This is a genomic window from Ignavibacteria bacterium (assembly GCA_013177855.1).
Taxonomy (GTDB): Bacteria; Bacteroidota; Ignavibacteria; order Ch128b; family Ch128b; genus Ch128b.
Map to the genome: position 1 here is coordinate 1,649,863 of JABLYA010000001.1, position 16,180 is coordinate 1,666,042.

The window sequence follows — 16,180 nt, forward strand, 5'->3', positions numbered from 1 at the left end:
ATTCAGAAAAATTAAATTTAATCATTCAAAAATAGGTTTGATATGATCAATAAACTTTTAATACTAATTTTATCTTTCATTTTCGTTCAATCTTCATTTGCTCAGTTCTCCCTTGAAAAATTTCTTGATGAGCCATTTAATCTCAATTACAAAACAGTTAAGTCAAATTTGAAAGGTAAAGATTTAGAGGAGACAACTATACTTAAATTTAAGAGTGTTGTCTTTTATGATTATTTAGATCCTGTTTCTGTGAAGGTCGGATATCTTTTTGATGTCGATAATTCACAGAAAGGAAAAGTGATAATGAATGGAAAAGAAAATGAAAAGGATTCGGAAAAACTTTTCGAAATTTTACTTGCTGCTCTTGAAAAAAAGTTTTCTAAGAATTACTCTAAAACAGAACTCGGCGATATGATAATGATTAACTGGAAGGGATTGAAAGATCTTTCAGTTATTTTATCAAAACAGGCAAATAAAACTATGATGACAATTGTCAGGAAGTGAGCTCTATCTCAATTGAATTTTGTTTAATCAAATCAATTCTGCAAATGCCCTGATAACCACACTTTGAACAAACTCTAACCTCAAAATTTTTAATTGTGGTTAAATTAAATTTCCCATTCTTAATGTTTTGAATTAGCTCTGAAACAAGTATTAGAATCTGATCCAATTCATTCCTCAAGTCTTCGTCCATATTTTTAAGATAAAAATCTCTAAAAGAACGTCGTTCTGTGTTGTTCGTTTTCTTTGGTGAGAGTTTTAGAAATTCTGCATCTGAAATATTGAGATCTAGATTGATCGACTTAAAATATTTTTCTACTAATTTCAAATACAGAGGCAATTGTAATGAAATTCTATCAAAGTAATTAGCTCGGTCAGGTAATTCACCTGTTTTATAATCAATCACTTTGAATTCTTTTTTTTCAGGATCAATATCAATCCTATCAATTTTTCCTTTTAATCTAAACTTTTCACTATTGGAATTAAATTCTTGAACAATAGTTTTTTCGAATTCAGTTGGAATAAAAGAGCTATGGGGACTCTCAACTAATTTTTTCTCAAGATCTAAAAATTCATCAAGAATAGATTTTTGCTGCTCTGAACCTAAAATTATTTCTTCTGTCAGGAAGAAGAATGGATTAAATCTTTCAAAATACTTGAGTATACCTCGGGCAATCTCTTTAATTTCTCTGGATAAATTATCCTTATTGGTTTTTAACTCCTCGTAAAAATTTCGACTTTCTTGTTTGAGTTTATTTAGAAACTGATAAAGTATCTGATGAATTATCATTCCAAATTCATTTCGCTGAATGTCTTCTTCAATCTCTTCTTCAACTTGCGGCTGAATAATATAATTTAGAAAATACTTAAAAGGACATTGTGCGTAAGTTTCAAGTTCTGTTATTGAAAACTCTTTATCGAGTTTTGAATAGAGCAATTTTAGAAGTTGTTCGTCAGTTATTATACCGCAGTAATCTTTGCCTTCCCTTTCAAGATCATTACAGATTCTATAATTAATTCTTTGAATTGCTTCTTTAACCTTAGCTAATCTTGAAATTAGTTCTCTATTGTCTTTGCTTAATTCAATTAATTGTTCAACTGAATATTTTTCATAAAGCTCTGATATGGAGAAGATGAAATTATTTAAGGCATCAGAATTTAGTTCTTTAATCTCACAGATTTTTTCCAGTTCATTTATAAAATCTGACGGTATCTTTTCTTTTTTTTCATCCTGTCTTGGGTATGAAAGGTAAAGCTCATCTTCAAAGGCATTTAAGCACTGATAAAATAAATATCTGTCTTCAAGTAATTTTTGTCTTTCTGTTCGAATATATTTTTCATCCAGTAAAATCAGGGGGAAATATTTCGATGGGAATAAGCCGTTTTCAAGTCCAGGCAAAAACAGGATAGAAAAACTTAATCCGCGAATTTCTTCAGGCGATGTAACTAAAACACCATATCCCCATCTTTCTTTTACATTATATCTTGAACCAAAAACAGCTGTTGTGATAAAATCAAAGTAATCGTTAAAAGAAAAATATTTTTTATGGAGCTGAAGTTTTTCGAAAGTATAAACCAGCTCTTCAAGTATTGATTCAAATAAGTTTAATGCTCTTACATCTTTTGAGTAAGTGATTATGTTAATATCTTCATCGATTGAAAGCTCTTGATTGAAAATGTTGTCGTAAATTTTGAGCGAGTAAATAATCTCACGAAGATTTTTCACAAAACTTTGAGGAGTTTGATTGTTTTCAAGTTTCGAAAGTAAATCAACGATTTGATTAAAATCATTGTAAGCTTTTTCTAATCTTTTAATTTCAAAATCCCTCTGAGGATATTCGTTTAGTGAAATTGACTCAAGATACTTTAATCTATTTTGAATTGATGAAAGAATTTTATCTTTCCCACGGGTTATTTTAATTAAGCCGAGAGTTTCTCTTAGATTATCTACATCTATCTGATCAAATGTGAAATAAGTTGACCTCAGAACATATAAAAGATCTTTGTAAAAGAAATCATTCCGCAGTAAATCGAGCAAACGGATAATTGAGATAACAGGCGGAGAGTTTTTGAGATAAAATCTATCAGTTACATTTACGGGGATTCCATATTTATAGAAAATTTCTCTGACAAGATTTGAATATTCATTTATTCCCTTAATTGCAATACAAATTTTACTTAAATCAAGATTTGGATTTTGAAAAACCTTATGTTTAATTATTCTTGCAATGGTTTCAATTTCATCTCTTGCATCAAAACCAGAAAATTTAAAAATGTTTCCAGCATTTAATTTTTCTTTTGAAGGATTAATAAATAATTCATTCTTAATTTTCTGATTGAACTCGTCATTTTTCTCAAATTTGTTTGTGATTATATAGTGGAAACCGATGTTTATCAAATGCTGATGTGTATCGATTAGATTCTCGAAGATTTCTTTATTGCTTTCGTGAAAATCAAGTGTAACAGTCATTTTGAGATTATTTATTTTAGAAAGCCCTTCAATTAATTTCAATTCAGGATTGGTGAATTCATTAAATCCAGTAATTAATAAGTAATCGACTTCATCAAAAATATTTCGAAAAGCTTCTTCTATTTCTTTTGAATTCATCGAATTAATTTTAAGATAAACATCACCAGTCTCAAAGAGATTTAAGTTTTTAAGTAATTTCTGATAACTGGAATAAATTTTACTCAGGTCATTCATTTTGATTTTATTGTAACCTTCAAAATCGTCAAGTTCTTTTTCGAATTCAGCGTCGGAATAACCGATTTCTTTTAATCGAGTTATTACATTGATTACTAATTCAATTAATCCATTTGGAATGTACTTTCCCTTAACAGCGAAATATTCCAGATCAAGCTCCGAAAGAATTTTTTTTATTAAGAAATATTGAAGTGATGATGTAATCTTTGTCCATCCTGTGAATTTGCTCTTAAAAATTTCTTCTGCAAGATCTCCGATTGTGTAGATGTTTAATCTTGGAGTTGCTTTATTCGGTGCAGCCTCTGTTAGTTCACGATTTAAAAATCTAACTTTTCTACGAGTAGGCACAACATAAATGAAAGAGGAGAATTTATTTTCTCTAAGTCTCGCATTAATTTCTTCGAAGGGATTAAAGTCTTCTTCTTTCGTTTTTGTGTAAAGATACATTTATGATTTCCTTTTGTTAAGAATCAAATCTGAATAGGAATTTAAAATTTGCTTTTCTGGATTAAGTTTAAGCAATTCAATTAATTTTTGAAATTCTTTCTTTGCTTGATTTTTATTTCGAACAACCTTGGTTTCAAGTTCGATAAAATTTCCGAGTCCACGCACTTTATCAAAATGAATTCTTGTATTAAAAAGATGATAAAGTGTTCTATGTTTATCGACAACGACTAATCTCTCAAGAAATTTGTCGAAAAACTTAATCCATGTTTCAGGATTATCAACTTTAATTACCTCAAAGTCTGACCATCTTTCAGAGCCATCCTCAATTCTTTTATAGAAAATAATTGATTTCTCTCCATTCCCGCTTGAATTTCTAATTTTTAATCTGCCATTATTTAATTTGTAATAAACATCGACCTGCCGTGCTGAATAAATTTTCTTAGCTCCTTCCTTTTCGATTATATCAATCAAACTCTTAAGGTTTTTGACAGGAACTTTAATTTCAAGATTTACAGGCATTTGAAATTTCCTTTTGTTTGTTCATTTTTTAATGAAAAATTTAGTTTAATTAATTTTGCATTAACTGGAGGAATTTTTTCCTGTATCCCAGGTATCAGAACCTGTACGATACCGATTATCCCAGTTAAATAGAACGAATAAAAAATTCGTTCTGTAAAAATCTATAAAACTTTGTTAACAAAACAAAAGGAGATCAGGAATTATGGAATACCCAGTATTGAAATTAAAAAAAGGTCACGAGAAGAGAGTAAGGGCAGGTCACCTCTGGGTTTACAGCAACGAGCTTGAAAAAATTGACAAATCTCTCCCAATTGGATGCCTGGTTGATGTGATCAATTCAAAAGAAGAATTTGTTGGGACTGGTTTTTACAATCCGAATTCATTGGTAGTGGTTCGGATTCTAACTAAGACCAAAGAACCAATTGATCGTGAGTTTTTTGCAAGAAGATTAAAACGAGCAAGAGAAATTCGTGAAACATTTTGTTCAAACCGAACTGCATACCGACTTGTGCACAGCGAGAGTGACTTTCTGCCTGGACTCGTTATAGATAAATACAATGATAGTTATTCGATTCAGCTTAATTCAGCTGGAATGGAAAATTATCTTGATATTATTACAAATCTTCTTATAAAAGAATTTGACGCTAAAAATATCGTACTTCGAAATGATACAACGGCAAGGGAACTTGAAGGATTACCAAGATTTACTAAAGTTCTTTATGGCGATAATGTTGAAGAAATAATTTTTGATGGTAAGTTGAAAATGAAAGTGAATTTGCTTGAAGGACAGAAGACAGGAATTTATCTCGATCAAACAGAAAACCGACATTTACTTATTCCAATTTCGAAAGATGCTGAGGTGCTGGATGTTTTTTGCAATGAAGGTGGTTTTTCTCTGGCTGCATTACTCGGTGGCGCAAAGAAAGTTACATCTATTGATATTTCTCAGGAATCACTTGATCGATTCAAAGAAAATATTGAATTGAATGGTTTTGATTTAGATAAAGTTGAGATTATTAAAAAAGATGCTTTTGATATTTTGAAAGTGATGAAAAAAGAAGGACGAAAGTTTGATGTAATTAATCTCGATCCGCCTTCATTTACAAAAACAAAGAAAAATGTTCCGCAGGCAAAGAAAGGTTACTATGTGATTAACAATCATGCATTCAATATGATCCGAGAGGGTGGATATATTCTTACTTCATCCTGTTCGCATCACTTAAGTGAAGATGACTTTCAGGAAATAGTTTTGACTGCAGCACTGAAATCTGGAAGACAATATATGATTTTGAAAACAGGCGAAGCTTCTATTGATCATCCAATTCACCCAAGAATGCCCGAAACTCGTTACCTGAAATTTATGTTGCTGAAAGTTGTAAATTGATTTAAGTTGTGTGTGAAATTTTTTTTAAGAAAATTATGAATGAGAATATTACTGGAGTTTAGAAATGAAAAAGGTTTTTCTGATTTCATCAATGATTTTTATGGCTTTTACTTTTCTTTATGGACAGGAAAAGCTTTACACGAATATGTACTTTGATCTCCATTTTTCTGAAGGTGGTTTGGGAATTGGATTGACTTACAACAAAGAGATCACACCGACAACATCAATCTTTGCAGATTTAATGTTTTCTGAATCAAAAGATGCTCAGGAATTCGAATATTATGATTATTGGGGAAATGTTTATGTTGTCGGCAAAAAGAATCGCGTTTTTATTATGCCGCTTAATATTGGTTTAAGGTACAGACTTTTTAAAGAAGATATAGTCGATAACTTCAGACCTTTTGTTCAAGTTGCAATAGGTCCTGCAATGACGATAACAACACCTTATAAGTACGAATTCTTCACAAGCTTCAAGTATGCTCATGCAAGATATACACTTGGTGGTTCAATCGGTGCAGGTGCATATTTCGGCTTTGATAGAAAAAATCCGATTGGGATAAGCCTCAAATATCAATTCATTCACTTCTTCAATGAAGGAGTTGAAAATTTAGAAGGATTTACACGCAAAGACTTAGGCGGGATATTTATCACATTGAATTTTGGCTTCACACCTTAAAGTTATCTAATTGCTTGATTACTATGATTTACATTGAAGCAATAAAATCTATTTGATAAAAAAATGTTGTCAAAGAATTGGAATCATTAGATGAGTAATTTTGGCTGATTCAATTTTGTGACAATTCGTTTTAATCAACTCGAATACGGAAAGTTATTATTTTTCTCTGCCAGAGGTGGAAAAGTCTCTGGCAGAGTTTAACTAAAAAGACAAATTAAAGAATAATTATTTCTTAGGTTCACACAATTCGATTATCCGCTCATCAACTGTTTTGACTAGTTTAAAAGAACATAATCGAGTTTGAATTCCTTCATTTACTTCGGTATAAACCAATCTTGAAAGATTAATTTACCTTCCACTTAATTGTACATCCGATTGAATATGTCTCTTTAATCTTTACTTCTCTACCTTCAAGCAGTGCTTTGATTGCATCCTTCAGGTAAGTTTCTTTGACTTGATTGGGATAATTCCAATTGTCATCAATCTTTCCGTGATATTGTAGTTTTCTTTCCTGATCGAATAGAAAAACTTCGGGTGTATGAGTGGCTCCGTAAGCTTCGGCAATAGTTTGATCTTTATCTCGCAGATAAGGAAAATTAAATCCTTTCTCCTTTGCTCGTTTTTTCATTTCTTCAAAAGAGTCTTCGGGATAGTTAACTTCATCGTTTGAGTTAATCGCAACGATTTGTAAATCGTTTTCAAATTCCTTCTGCAATGCAATAATTCTATCTTCATAAGCTTTAACATATGGGCAATGATTGCAGCTGAAAATTACACAGAGTAATTTTTTGTCCTTAAATGAATCAAGTGAATAATATTTTTCGTCAACTCCAATTAAGTTGAAGTCGGGAGCTTTATCGCCAATTTTAAGTTCTTCTGTTGCCATTTTTATCTCCTTTATTGTTTAATTTTGTATCGAAATTATTGAAATGAAATCTATGAAAAAATTACTTTTAATTTACACTTTAATTCTTATGAGCATCAATAAATCATCTTCACAGCAACACGATCAATATTTAAATGAACTTGTATCAGAACTTCATAGAGATTATTCCAAATACAAAGTCACACAAATCCAGACTCGAAGATTTGATATAAAGGATTATCACAGAACTCTTGACTCGTTAATTGAAAGCGAAAGGGAAATTTTTTCAGTTCAGAAAATTGGCTCATCGTTCAAAGGCCGAGATATCAAGCTTCTGAAATTTGGAGACGGTAAAATAAAAATATTGATGTGGTCACAAATGCACGGAGATGAATCAACTGCATCTCTGGCTTTACTTGATTTAGTTAACCTTTTTATAAAACATAAAGATTATTCAGAAAGATTAAAATCGAAAATCACTTTATACATCATTCCAATTTTAAATCCTGACGGAGCAAAAGAATTTGAAAGAAGAAATTATCAAGAAATTGATATCAATCGCGATGCATTAAGGCTTCAGACTCCTGAAGGTAAAATATTAAAGAAAATCCGGGATGAAATTGAACCAGATTTTGCTTTTAATCTACACGATCAATATACAAATAATTCGGTCGGCAGGAGTGGTAGACCAGCGGCAATTGCATTGCTCGCCCCCGCATTTGATTACGATAGAAATATAAATAATGTTCGGGAAAGAGCAATTAAAGTTTGTGTTGAGATAAAAGAGATCATAGAAGAATTCTATCCCGGAGTTGTTGCCCGTTACGATGATGAGTTTGAGCCAAGAGCATTTGGCGATAATTTTCAGAAATGGGGAAGCAGTACAATTCTAATTGAGTCGGGCGGTTACTTTAATGATTTTGAAAAACAAGAAATTCGAAAAATGAACTTCCTTGCTCTTGCAGGTTCACTTTGTTCAATTGCTTATGAAATTTACAAATCCAAATCTCTGGAAAATTATCTTTCAATTCCTGAAAATCAACGATTGTTTTTTGATCTCTTGATTAAGAATGTGAAAGTTGAAAAAGACTCAGCAGAATACATTGTTGATCTTGGTATCAATTATACTGAGAAATACGATTCGCTTCGTAATAGATATATAAGATTTTACACCGTCGCTGATATAGGTGACCTTTCAACTTTTTCTGGTTTTGATACTTTAGATGGTAAAAATTTAAAATTGGAATTCGGGAAAGTTTATGAAAATATCTTAAACGAATATGAGCAACTCAAAAATCTCGATCTGGAAAAATTGCTCGACAATGGTTTTACTACAATAATTTATCAGGGAAGTTTTGAGAAGATAAATGAAGATACTTTGCTTGATCAAATGATTAGTTCAACAAAGTCACCCTTACGTGAATCAAAAAAGTTTTTAGGTCATAGCGCAAATTTCGTTCTGAAAGATGATGAAAATAAAATCCAATTTGTTGTAATTAATGGAAAAATCTATAAACGATAGAAATATTTTGATTTAATGAGAAGATTTTGGGATTAAATTCTGATTTTCCACAAATTTTTTACTCTACCAAATTATTTTTATCTTTGCGACAAAATTGAAAACAAAAATGAAGGGTATTAGATGAAAAGGACATTTCAACCGAGTAAAATAAGAAGAAGAAGAACCCATGGATTCAGAGCTCGAATGAAATCTAAAGACGGAAGAGCCGTTCTTAAAAGAAGAAGAGCTAAAGGAAGAAAAAAATTAACTGTAAGTGACGAGAAATAAACAATTTGCATCGTTTTCGCTTTCCCAAAAGTGAAAAAATCAAATCAAAGAAAGTTTTCGAAAGAACTTTACTATTTGGAAAAAAGCTTTATTCAAAAAGTCAAAAAATTAAATGTTCTTTCGTCATCGAAGAGCTGAATCCTGAAATTCCAGAAAAAAATTATATTCAAATTGCATTTGCCGTTAGCAGGAAAAGTGGAAAAGCTGTCTGGAGAAATCGATTAAAAAGAATTTTTCGAGAGCTTTACAGATTAAACAAACATTCTTTAATTGATACATTGAAAAATCGTTCTCGAAAGTTATATGTAATTATCTCTTCACATAAATTAAATGAGAAAATTTCTCCGAAATTGAAGATGCGTGATCTTGAAAACGATGTGCTTGAATTATTTGAACTGATTAAGAAGGATATAGAAAAAGAATGAAATATGTATTTATTTACTTAATTAAATTTTATCAAAAGTTTATTTCTCCGCTTTTTCCACCTTCCTGCCGATTTTATCCAACTTGCAGTCAATATTCTATTGAAGCATTTCAAAAGTATGGAGTAATTAAAGGATTTTTAAAATCCACCTGGCGGATTCTGAGATGCAATCCGTTTAATAAAGGTGGATATGACCCGTTAGAGTAATTAAAAAAGGTTTGAATTATGGATCGAAATACAGTCTTAGCTTTTATATTAATTGGATTAGTTTTGATGGTCTGGCTCTGGTATAATACACCAGATCCCAGTAAAATGCCTAAAAAACATCAGGACTCAGCTCAAGTTCATTCCGAACAAAAGAAAAGCTCCGAGTTAGGTGAAGAAAAATCTGCTGACTTAGTTAAAAAAGAAGAGACAAAAGAAGTTATCGATACACTCGGAATTTACTTTTCAAAAGCTGAATTGGGTAAAAATAGATTTTTTACAGTTGAAACTCCTTTATATAAAGTTGAAATTAATTCCACTGGTGGAAAGTTCAATCGTGTTTTTCTGAAAAAATACAAAGAGTGGTATGGCGGTCCGGTTCAATTAATCAATACCAAACAAGGTGGTGATTTAAATCTCTCTTTCGTAACCAAAGATGGTAAATTAATCAGCACTTCTTACTTTGAATTCAAACCTGAATTTACTGAAAGCTTTGTAAGTTTAACTGACAGTGATTCAATCACAAAAAGTTTTGTACTAAAACTTAATGATACCTCATTCATTAGAAAGAAATTTACTTTTTATAAAGATAAATATTTTGTGCGCGTTGATGTTGAATTCAAGGGAATGGATCGAGTTATTTCGGGTAATCGTTACAGCCTTGATTGGGAAAATGGAATTAGGTTCGTCGAGAAAAATACATTTGACGAAGCATCGTTTGCAAAAGTAGATTATTACGCTGCAGATGAATTGTTTAATTTTGATGCGACTAAATTCGGCGAAAAACTCGAAAAGAAAGTTACGGGAATCTTTGATTGGGTAGGAATAAGAAATAAATATTTTGTTATTACAATTCTCCCACTTCAAAAAGATCCAGATGGACTTTTAGAGCTTAAAGGTGAGAAAAAAGCCCTTCCAAATGGAGGTGTAATTGATAGATACTCTATCTCCATAAGCAAGAACATCAATAACTTTGCTTATGCCAGTGATGCTTACAATTTTTACTTTGGTCCTATTGAATACAACACTTTGAAAGCTCATTATCCAACAATGACTTCGATTGTGGATTTTGGTTCATTTTTGGGTTTGACATTTATTATTCGCCCCATTGCCGAATATTTGATGCTTCCACTATTGAAATTTTTACATTCATTTATTCCAAATTATGGAATAGTTATCATCATCTTTTCATTAATAATTAAAATCCTTCTTCATCCATTGACAAAACAAAGTATGACGTCGATGAAGAAGATGCAGCTTTTGCAGCCGATGATGAATGAGATTAGAGAAAAGTATAAGGACGATCCGCAGAAGATGAATCAGGAAGTGATGAAATTATATCAGACTTATGGAATTAATCCTGCAGGCGGATGTCTTCCAATTTTGCTTCAAATGCCAATTTTGATTGCATTATACGGTCTCTTCCGTGCAACAATTGAATTAAGACAACAACCTTTTACACTTTGGATTACAGATTTATCGGTTCCAGATACAATTGTGCATTTGCCATTCCGACTTCCATTCTTTATGATTAATGAAATCAGCGGGCTTGCACTTCTTCTTGGTATTACAATGTTCATTCAACAAAAAATGAGCATTACCGATCCAAGACAGAAAGCGATGATTTATATTATGCCAATTCTTTTCACTTTGCTTTTTAATAGTTTTCCCTCCGGTTTGAATCTTTACTATTTTATGTTTAATCTTTTCTCGATTGCTCAGCAGTATTATATGAATAAATTTTCGAAACCAATTGAATTGAAACCTGTTGACAGAAAATCTAAAAAAGGATTTATGCAACGATTGATGGAACAGGCTGAGCAAAATGCAAAGGAAAGAAGAAAAAGATTAGCCAAAGGAAAATTTTAATTCTAATTTCAATGTGATGCGTAATGTTTTAACTGCTATTTTAATTCTTGTTTTTTTTAGTTCTGTTTATTCTCAGAATCAGATAAAAACTGAATTTAGAGAAGTTCCGCTTCCATTTGGGCTCTTAAAAAAAGTCCCTGTCGAAAAACCCAAAGTTGCATTAGTGCTTTCTGGAGGTGGTGCGAGAGGCGCAGCTCAGGTCGGTGTTCTTAAAGCTCTTTTTGAAAATGGAATTAAACCCGATTTAATTGTAGGGACAAGTTTTGGGTCGATTGTCGGCGGGCTGTATGCTAGCGGATATACAATTGATCAGCTTGACTCAATACTTGTTAATACTAATTGGGATGATATCGTTTCACCCTCGCCTCAAAAGAAAAGATCAAATCTTTTCGTCGAACAAAAGATTACAGAAGATAGAAGTATTCTAACATTAGAACTTGAAGGTTTAAAACCTGTCATACCAACCTCAGTTAGTACGGGACAAAATCTTGTCAATTATCTTAATCAATTGATTATTCAGGCTCCTTTACATTCTAAAGAAAGTTTTGATGAACTTTTAATTCCCTTTAGAGCTGTTTGCACAGATCTTTTAACAGGGAAGCCAGTCATTCTTTCAGATGGTGATTTAAGTGAAGCGATGCGTGCAAGTTCAAGTGTATCTTTTTTGCTTTCTCCAATTCCAAGAGATACCTTCCTTTTAGCGGATGGCGGTTTAGTTGCAAATATTCCTGTTAGAATCGCAAAACAGCTCGGAGCAGAGATTGTTATTGCTGTTAACACTACAAGTTCATTGAGATCAAAAGAAGAATTAAAACTTCCCTGGTTCCTTGCCGATCAGGTCGTAAGCATTCCACTTAAAACGATTGAGCAGCTGGATTTACAGGAAGCCGATTTTGTTATTACCCCTGAAATTTTTCATCAATCAACGGATTTTAGCGGGCTCGACTCATTAATCCTCAAAGGATATGAAACAGCTTCAAAAATTGCTCCTGAAATTAAAAAAGCAATTGATCAAGAATATTTAAATCGATTAGAAGAAAAATCTTTTGATATTCGCTCGATAAAATATCAGGGAAGCGGAAGCAGTAAAATAGATCTCGCAATTTTAAATCTAATTAAGCTTGATAAATTCAATTCATCAACTCTTCTAAAAAATTTTTATGATTTCTGCGAAGATGACTTTTCTTTCATCGAAATGAGCCTATATCCAGAAGGTGATTATTTGTCATATAAACTTAAGTGGAAAGAGAAACCAGTAATTAGGGAAGTATTTGTTAATAATGCTGCATCTCTGATTAAAATTGGAATTTACGACGATATAATGAAAATCAAAGGTCAAAAATTTAATGAAGAAAAAATCGCTGATCATTTCCTTGATGTTCTAAGAAAACTCCGAAAGTTAAATCTATCTTTACTGACCATTGATAAAATCGATTTTGATGAAAGAAATAATGTACTGAATATTAACTTTACTTCGGGCGAAGTTGACTCAGTAATTATTCTTGGAAATACAAAAACGAACTATTCAGTTATTGAAAGAGAAATTGTCGTAAAACCGAATCAGATTTTTGATATCGAAGATCTTAAGAAAAGTATGACCAATCTTGAAGCCACAAATCTTTTTGAAAATGTTTTTGCTTATTATTTACAAGAAAATGGCAGAGAGAATTTATTTTTCAAAGTCAAAGAAAAAAACACTGGACTGGCAAGGTTCGGACTTAGAAGCGATAACGAACGAAATGTACAAATTGCTCTTGATATTAGAGATGAGAATTTTAATGGAACAGGTACCGAAATTGGAGCTCAATTTTTTGGTGGATTAAGAAATCATTTCATTGGTATTGAACATCGTTCAAATAGAATTTTTAACACTTATTTGAATTACAAGCTTAGAGTGTTTTATTCTTTCATCAATCGAAATTTCTTCGGTGATTCACCTTTTAATACAAGTAAAAGATGGGAAAGAATGCAAATTGGTTCTTATGATATCCGAAAAACTGGAATTGCTTTTTCGACAGGTTCCCAGGTTGAAAAACTTGGAATGGTCTTCATTGAAACCAGATATGAACTGGCTCGATTTACTCCAAATAATATTCAGGGATTAAACAAAACAGATTTTAATCTTTCTGTTTTGAAATTGAGTACTCTTTTTGACTCAAGAGATAAGTATCCTTTCCCGACCGAAGGAATTTATCTAAACACATTTTATGAAAGTTCTTTGAAAGCATTTGGCGGAAAAACGAGTTACTCAAGGATTTATTTTGAATATGAATCAAACACGACTTATTTCAGCCGTCACCGATTAACGACAAAATTGGTTTTTGGATTTGGTGATGAGACACTCCCGTTTTTTGAACAATTCCGTCTTGGAGGACAGAATTCATTTTTTGGTTTAAGGGAAGACGATTTTCTTGGAAGACAAATTTTGGTCACTTCTCTGGAATATCAATTTTATCTTCCCTTTAAAATATTTTTTGATACTTATCTAAAACTTCGTTACGATCTTGGTGGAATCTGGAGCAGTGCAGCATCAATTAAGTTTGATGAACTCAGACATGGTTTTGGCTTTACAATTGCATTTGATACACCAATCGGACCGGCTGATTTTTCTATAGGGCGAAGTTTTTACATTCGTAAGGATCTGTTGAAAAAACCATTGAGTCTTGGACCTTACTTATTCTATTTCTCAATTGGATATCCGCTGATTTAAATCTTAAATGTTATCAAGATTAATTCGGCATCATTACCGATTTTAATTGGCGGTCCCCATGTTCCAATTCCAGATGAAACATAAAAATGTGTCTTACCTTTCTTTTTATATCCCCAGCTTAATTCGTAAACTAAATTTGTAATCAAGTTTGCCGGTGCGATTTGCCCGTGATGAGTATGTCCAGAAAGTTGTAAATCTATTGAGTTTTCAACTGCTTCGTTTAGATTTAATGGTTGATGATCAATTAAAATTTTAGGTTTTTCGATTTCAAGTTTACTTACAAGTTCTTCGAGTGATTTTCTTTTGATATCGGTAAAATTGTTTTTGCTGAAATCTTCTCTTCCAATTACATAGAATGAGCTATCTATTAAAACATGCTCGTCCCTGATGAATTTAATTCCTAGTTCACTGAGGAATTTTATTACTGGCTCTGCACGATTTATGTATTCATGATTTCCAGTCACTGAGTAAATGCCATATTTAGATTTAAGATTTTTAAGTTCATCAACAAGTTTTAGCTTTTCTAATTTTTCAGCTCTTTCATCTACTAAGTCTCCGCCAATTAGAATTAGATCAGGCTTGAGTGAATTAATTCTATCTACAACATCTTTCAGAAAAGAATGATTGTTTACAACAGAAATATGCAAATCAGAAAAGAACACAATTCGATATTCTTTTGATGAGTCTTCAGTCAAACTTATGTTTAGTTCTTTCACTTTTATATTCAATCGATTAAAATAACCATAAACTGTAAAACTCAATGTGAATAGAACAACAGCAAGCGCAACATAAAATCTTGTCTGTTCAGGATTTCTAAATAGAAATGATGGCAGAAAATGAATAAAGTGATTAACAAGTCGAACTAAATCAATCAGAACAATTGATAGAAAAAAGTAAAACAAGAACATAAACCAGAAAGAACCAATCCAGACCAAACTTGTGTAAATAAAATCTGGTAAATGATTCGAAAGAGATTTCGCAATTATGTAGGCACTCGCAGCTATGATGAAAATTATTGCGTACAAAATTCTGAAATGTGGATAAATTGAAAGAGACTGCCAGCCACGATAGAAAATGTACGAGTTTATTAAAGTGTAAAGACTAAAAAAGATAGTAAAGAAGATAGCCATTTTTATCTCTCATTTATTCACAAAATTAACTAGTGATTGTTTAAATTAATGTTAAGATTTAATCAAGCATCAAAAAATCTTGCACTAAAGAACAAATCAAACAAACAAATTGTTTCTTCAAAGTTGTTTTCAATTGAAATGTCTGACTGGATTTGAAGCCTTGAGTTTCTTACTCAAAAAATATTCTAACGATTTCTTATTTTGTTTTTAGATTTCATCTCAAATTAAGGAGATAATGATTAAACCAGATAAGATTATTCGTTCAAATAGAAAAACTGTATCGATAAAAATCAATCAATATGGTGAGTTAATTGTTCAGGCTCCGAAAACGTTACCAAATGATTCCATTTTTAAGATAATTGATAAATATAAAGACTGGATATCTGACCGCAGAACTAAAATATTGTCAAAAAGAGCTAAAATCAGAAAATATCTTTTTCGTGATGACGAAGAGTTTTTGTTTCTGGACAAGCCGCTAAAACTTAAAATAGCTGGAAACATCTATCCTTTTGATAATAAAATAAAAATTTTTATAACAGATAGTTCCTTGATTATTTCTGAAAGAGATGTAAAAGATGCAAAAAAGTTAATTGAAAAGTTTTATCGTCAAAAGGCAAGGGATATTTTTACGGAGAGAGTTAATTTTTATATAGATAAATACTTTGAATTATTCGGAGAGAGATTGATTTATTCGAACATAAGAATTAGCAGTGGTGAAAAAACTTTGGGTTCCTGCTCAGCAAAAAACAACTTAAACTTCTCATGGAAATTAATTCAGGCTCCGCTTGATGTAATTGATTATATAGTTGTTCATGAAATTGTTCACATAAAAGATAAACATCATAAAAAATCTTTCTGGCAGAAGGTTAGGAAATTATATCCGGATTATAAAGATAAAATAAAATGGTTAAGAGAAAACTGGTTCTATTTGCGCGAATTTCTATCAGAAGAACATTAA

The 16,180-nt window shown here is 31.5% G+C and carries 14 protein-coding genes; 10 read left to right on the forward strand and 4 right to left on the reverse strand.

Translation table 11 applies throughout. From position 1 onward, the window contains the following. The first annotated feature begins 42 nt into the window (after nucleotides 1–42). Nucleotides 43–504, forward strand: a complete 462-nt coding sequence (locus tag HPY57_06900; protein ID NPV11500.1) for a hypothetical protein — start codon at nucleotides 43–45, stop codon at nucleotides 502–504. On the opposite strand, the gene HPY57_06905 is transcribed toward HPY57_06900, so the two are convergent. Further along, nucleotides 494–3,652 carry a hypothetical protein gene (locus tag HPY57_06905; GenBank protein NPV11501.1) on the reverse strand — a complete coding sequence of 1,053 codons (3,159 nt, stop codon included), beginning with the start codon at nucleotides 3,650–3,652 and terminating at the stop codon, nucleotides 494–496. The genes HPY57_06900 and HPY57_06905 overlap by 11 nt on opposite strands. Further along, on the reverse strand, nucleotides 3,653–4,171 hold the full coding sequence (locus tag HPY57_06910) for a class IV adenylate cyclase (protein NPV11502.1): 519 nt from the start codon (nucleotides 4,169–4,171) through the stop codon (nucleotides 3,653–3,655). A 202-nt stretch (nucleotides 4,172–4,373) separates the two neighbouring features. On the opposite strand from HPY57_06910, the gene HPY57_06915 reads away from it, so the two are divergent. Together HPY57_06915 and HPY57_06920 are read left to right on the forward strand one after the other, a co-directional pair. Beyond that, on the forward strand, nucleotides 4,374–5,555 hold the full coding sequence (locus HPY57_06915; protein NPV11503.1) for a class I SAM-dependent rRNA methyltransferase: 1,182 nt from the start codon (nucleotides 4,374–4,376) through the stop codon (nucleotides 5,553–5,555). A 64-nt stretch (nucleotides 5,556–5,619) separates the two neighbouring features. Further along, complete coding sequence (locus HPY57_06920; GenBank protein NPV11504.1) at nucleotides 5,620–6,231, forward strand: hypothetical protein; 612 nt, start codon at nucleotides 5,620–5,622, stop codon at nucleotides 6,229–6,231. Nucleotides 6,232–6,574: 343 nt separating this feature from the next. Here HPY57_06920 and HPY57_06925 read toward each other — a convergent pair whose 3' ends face one another. After that, nucleotides 6,575–7,117: a thioredoxin family protein gene (locus tag HPY57_06925; protein NPV11505.1), complete on the reverse strand. Its 543-nt coding sequence runs from the start codon at nucleotides 7,115–7,117 to the stop codon at nucleotides 6,575–6,577. A 52-nt stretch (nucleotides 7,118–7,169) separates the two neighbouring features. Between HPY57_06925 and HPY57_06930 the strand changes: the two genes are divergently transcribed. The 6 genes from HPY57_06930 (at nucleotide 7,170) to HPY57_06955 (ending at nucleotide 14,092) form a co-directional block, all read left to right on the forward strand. Beyond that, nucleotides 7,170–8,618: a peptidase M14 gene (locus tag HPY57_06930; protein ID NPV11506.1), complete on the forward strand. Its 1,449-nt coding sequence runs from the start codon at nucleotides 7,170–7,172 to the stop codon at nucleotides 8,616–8,618. Nucleotides 8,619–8,738: 120 nt separating this feature from the next. Continuing rightward, the gene (rpmH, locus tag HPY57_06935; protein NPV11507.1) at nucleotides 8,739–8,885 is read left to right on the forward strand and encodes a 50S ribosomal protein L34; all 147 of its coding nucleotides are present in this window, start codon (nucleotides 8,739–8,741) and stop codon (nucleotides 8,883–8,885) included. 5 nt (nucleotides 8,886–8,890) lie between these two features. Further along, on the forward strand, nucleotides 8,891–9,310 hold the full coding sequence (locus HPY57_06940) for a ribonuclease P protein component (protein NPV11508.1): 420 nt from the start codon (nucleotides 8,891–8,893) through the stop codon (nucleotides 9,308–9,310). After that, nucleotides 9,307–9,516: a membrane protein insertion efficiency factor YidD gene (gene yidD, locus HPY57_06945; GenBank protein ID NPV11509.1), complete on the forward strand. Its 210-nt coding sequence runs from the start codon at nucleotides 9,307–9,309 to the stop codon at nucleotides 9,514–9,516. The genes HPY57_06940 and yidD overlap by 4 nt, the downstream gene beginning before the upstream one ends. Before the next feature lie 18 nt (nucleotides 9,517–9,534). Next, on the forward strand, nucleotides 9,535–11,382 hold the full coding sequence (gene yidC / locus HPY57_06950; protein ID NPV11510.1) for a membrane protein insertase YidC: 1,848 nt from the start codon (nucleotides 9,535–9,537) through the stop codon (nucleotides 11,380–11,382). A gap of 16 nt (nucleotides 11,383–11,398) precedes the next feature. Next, nucleotides 11,399–14,092, forward strand: coding sequence for a BamA/TamA family outer membrane protein (locus tag HPY57_06955; GenBank protein ID NPV11511.1), 2,694 nt, complete (start codon nucleotides 11,399–11,401; stop codon nucleotides 14,090–14,092). On the opposite strand, the gene HPY57_06960 is transcribed toward HPY57_06955, so the two are convergent. Continuing rightward, nucleotides 14,089–15,222, reverse strand: a complete 1,134-nt coding sequence (locus HPY57_06960) for a metallophosphoesterase (protein NPV11512.1) — start codon at nucleotides 15,220–15,222, stop codon at nucleotides 14,089–14,091. The two genes, HPY57_06955 and HPY57_06960, sit on opposite strands and share 4 nt — an antisense overlap. Nucleotides 15,223–15,457: 235 nt before the next feature. Between HPY57_06960 and HPY57_06965 the strand changes: the two genes are divergently transcribed. Continuing rightward, the gene (locus HPY57_06965) at nucleotides 15,458–16,180 is read left to right on the forward strand and encodes a M48 family metallopeptidase (protein NPV11513.1); all 723 of its coding nucleotides are present in this window, start codon (nucleotides 15,458–15,460) and stop codon (nucleotides 16,178–16,180) included.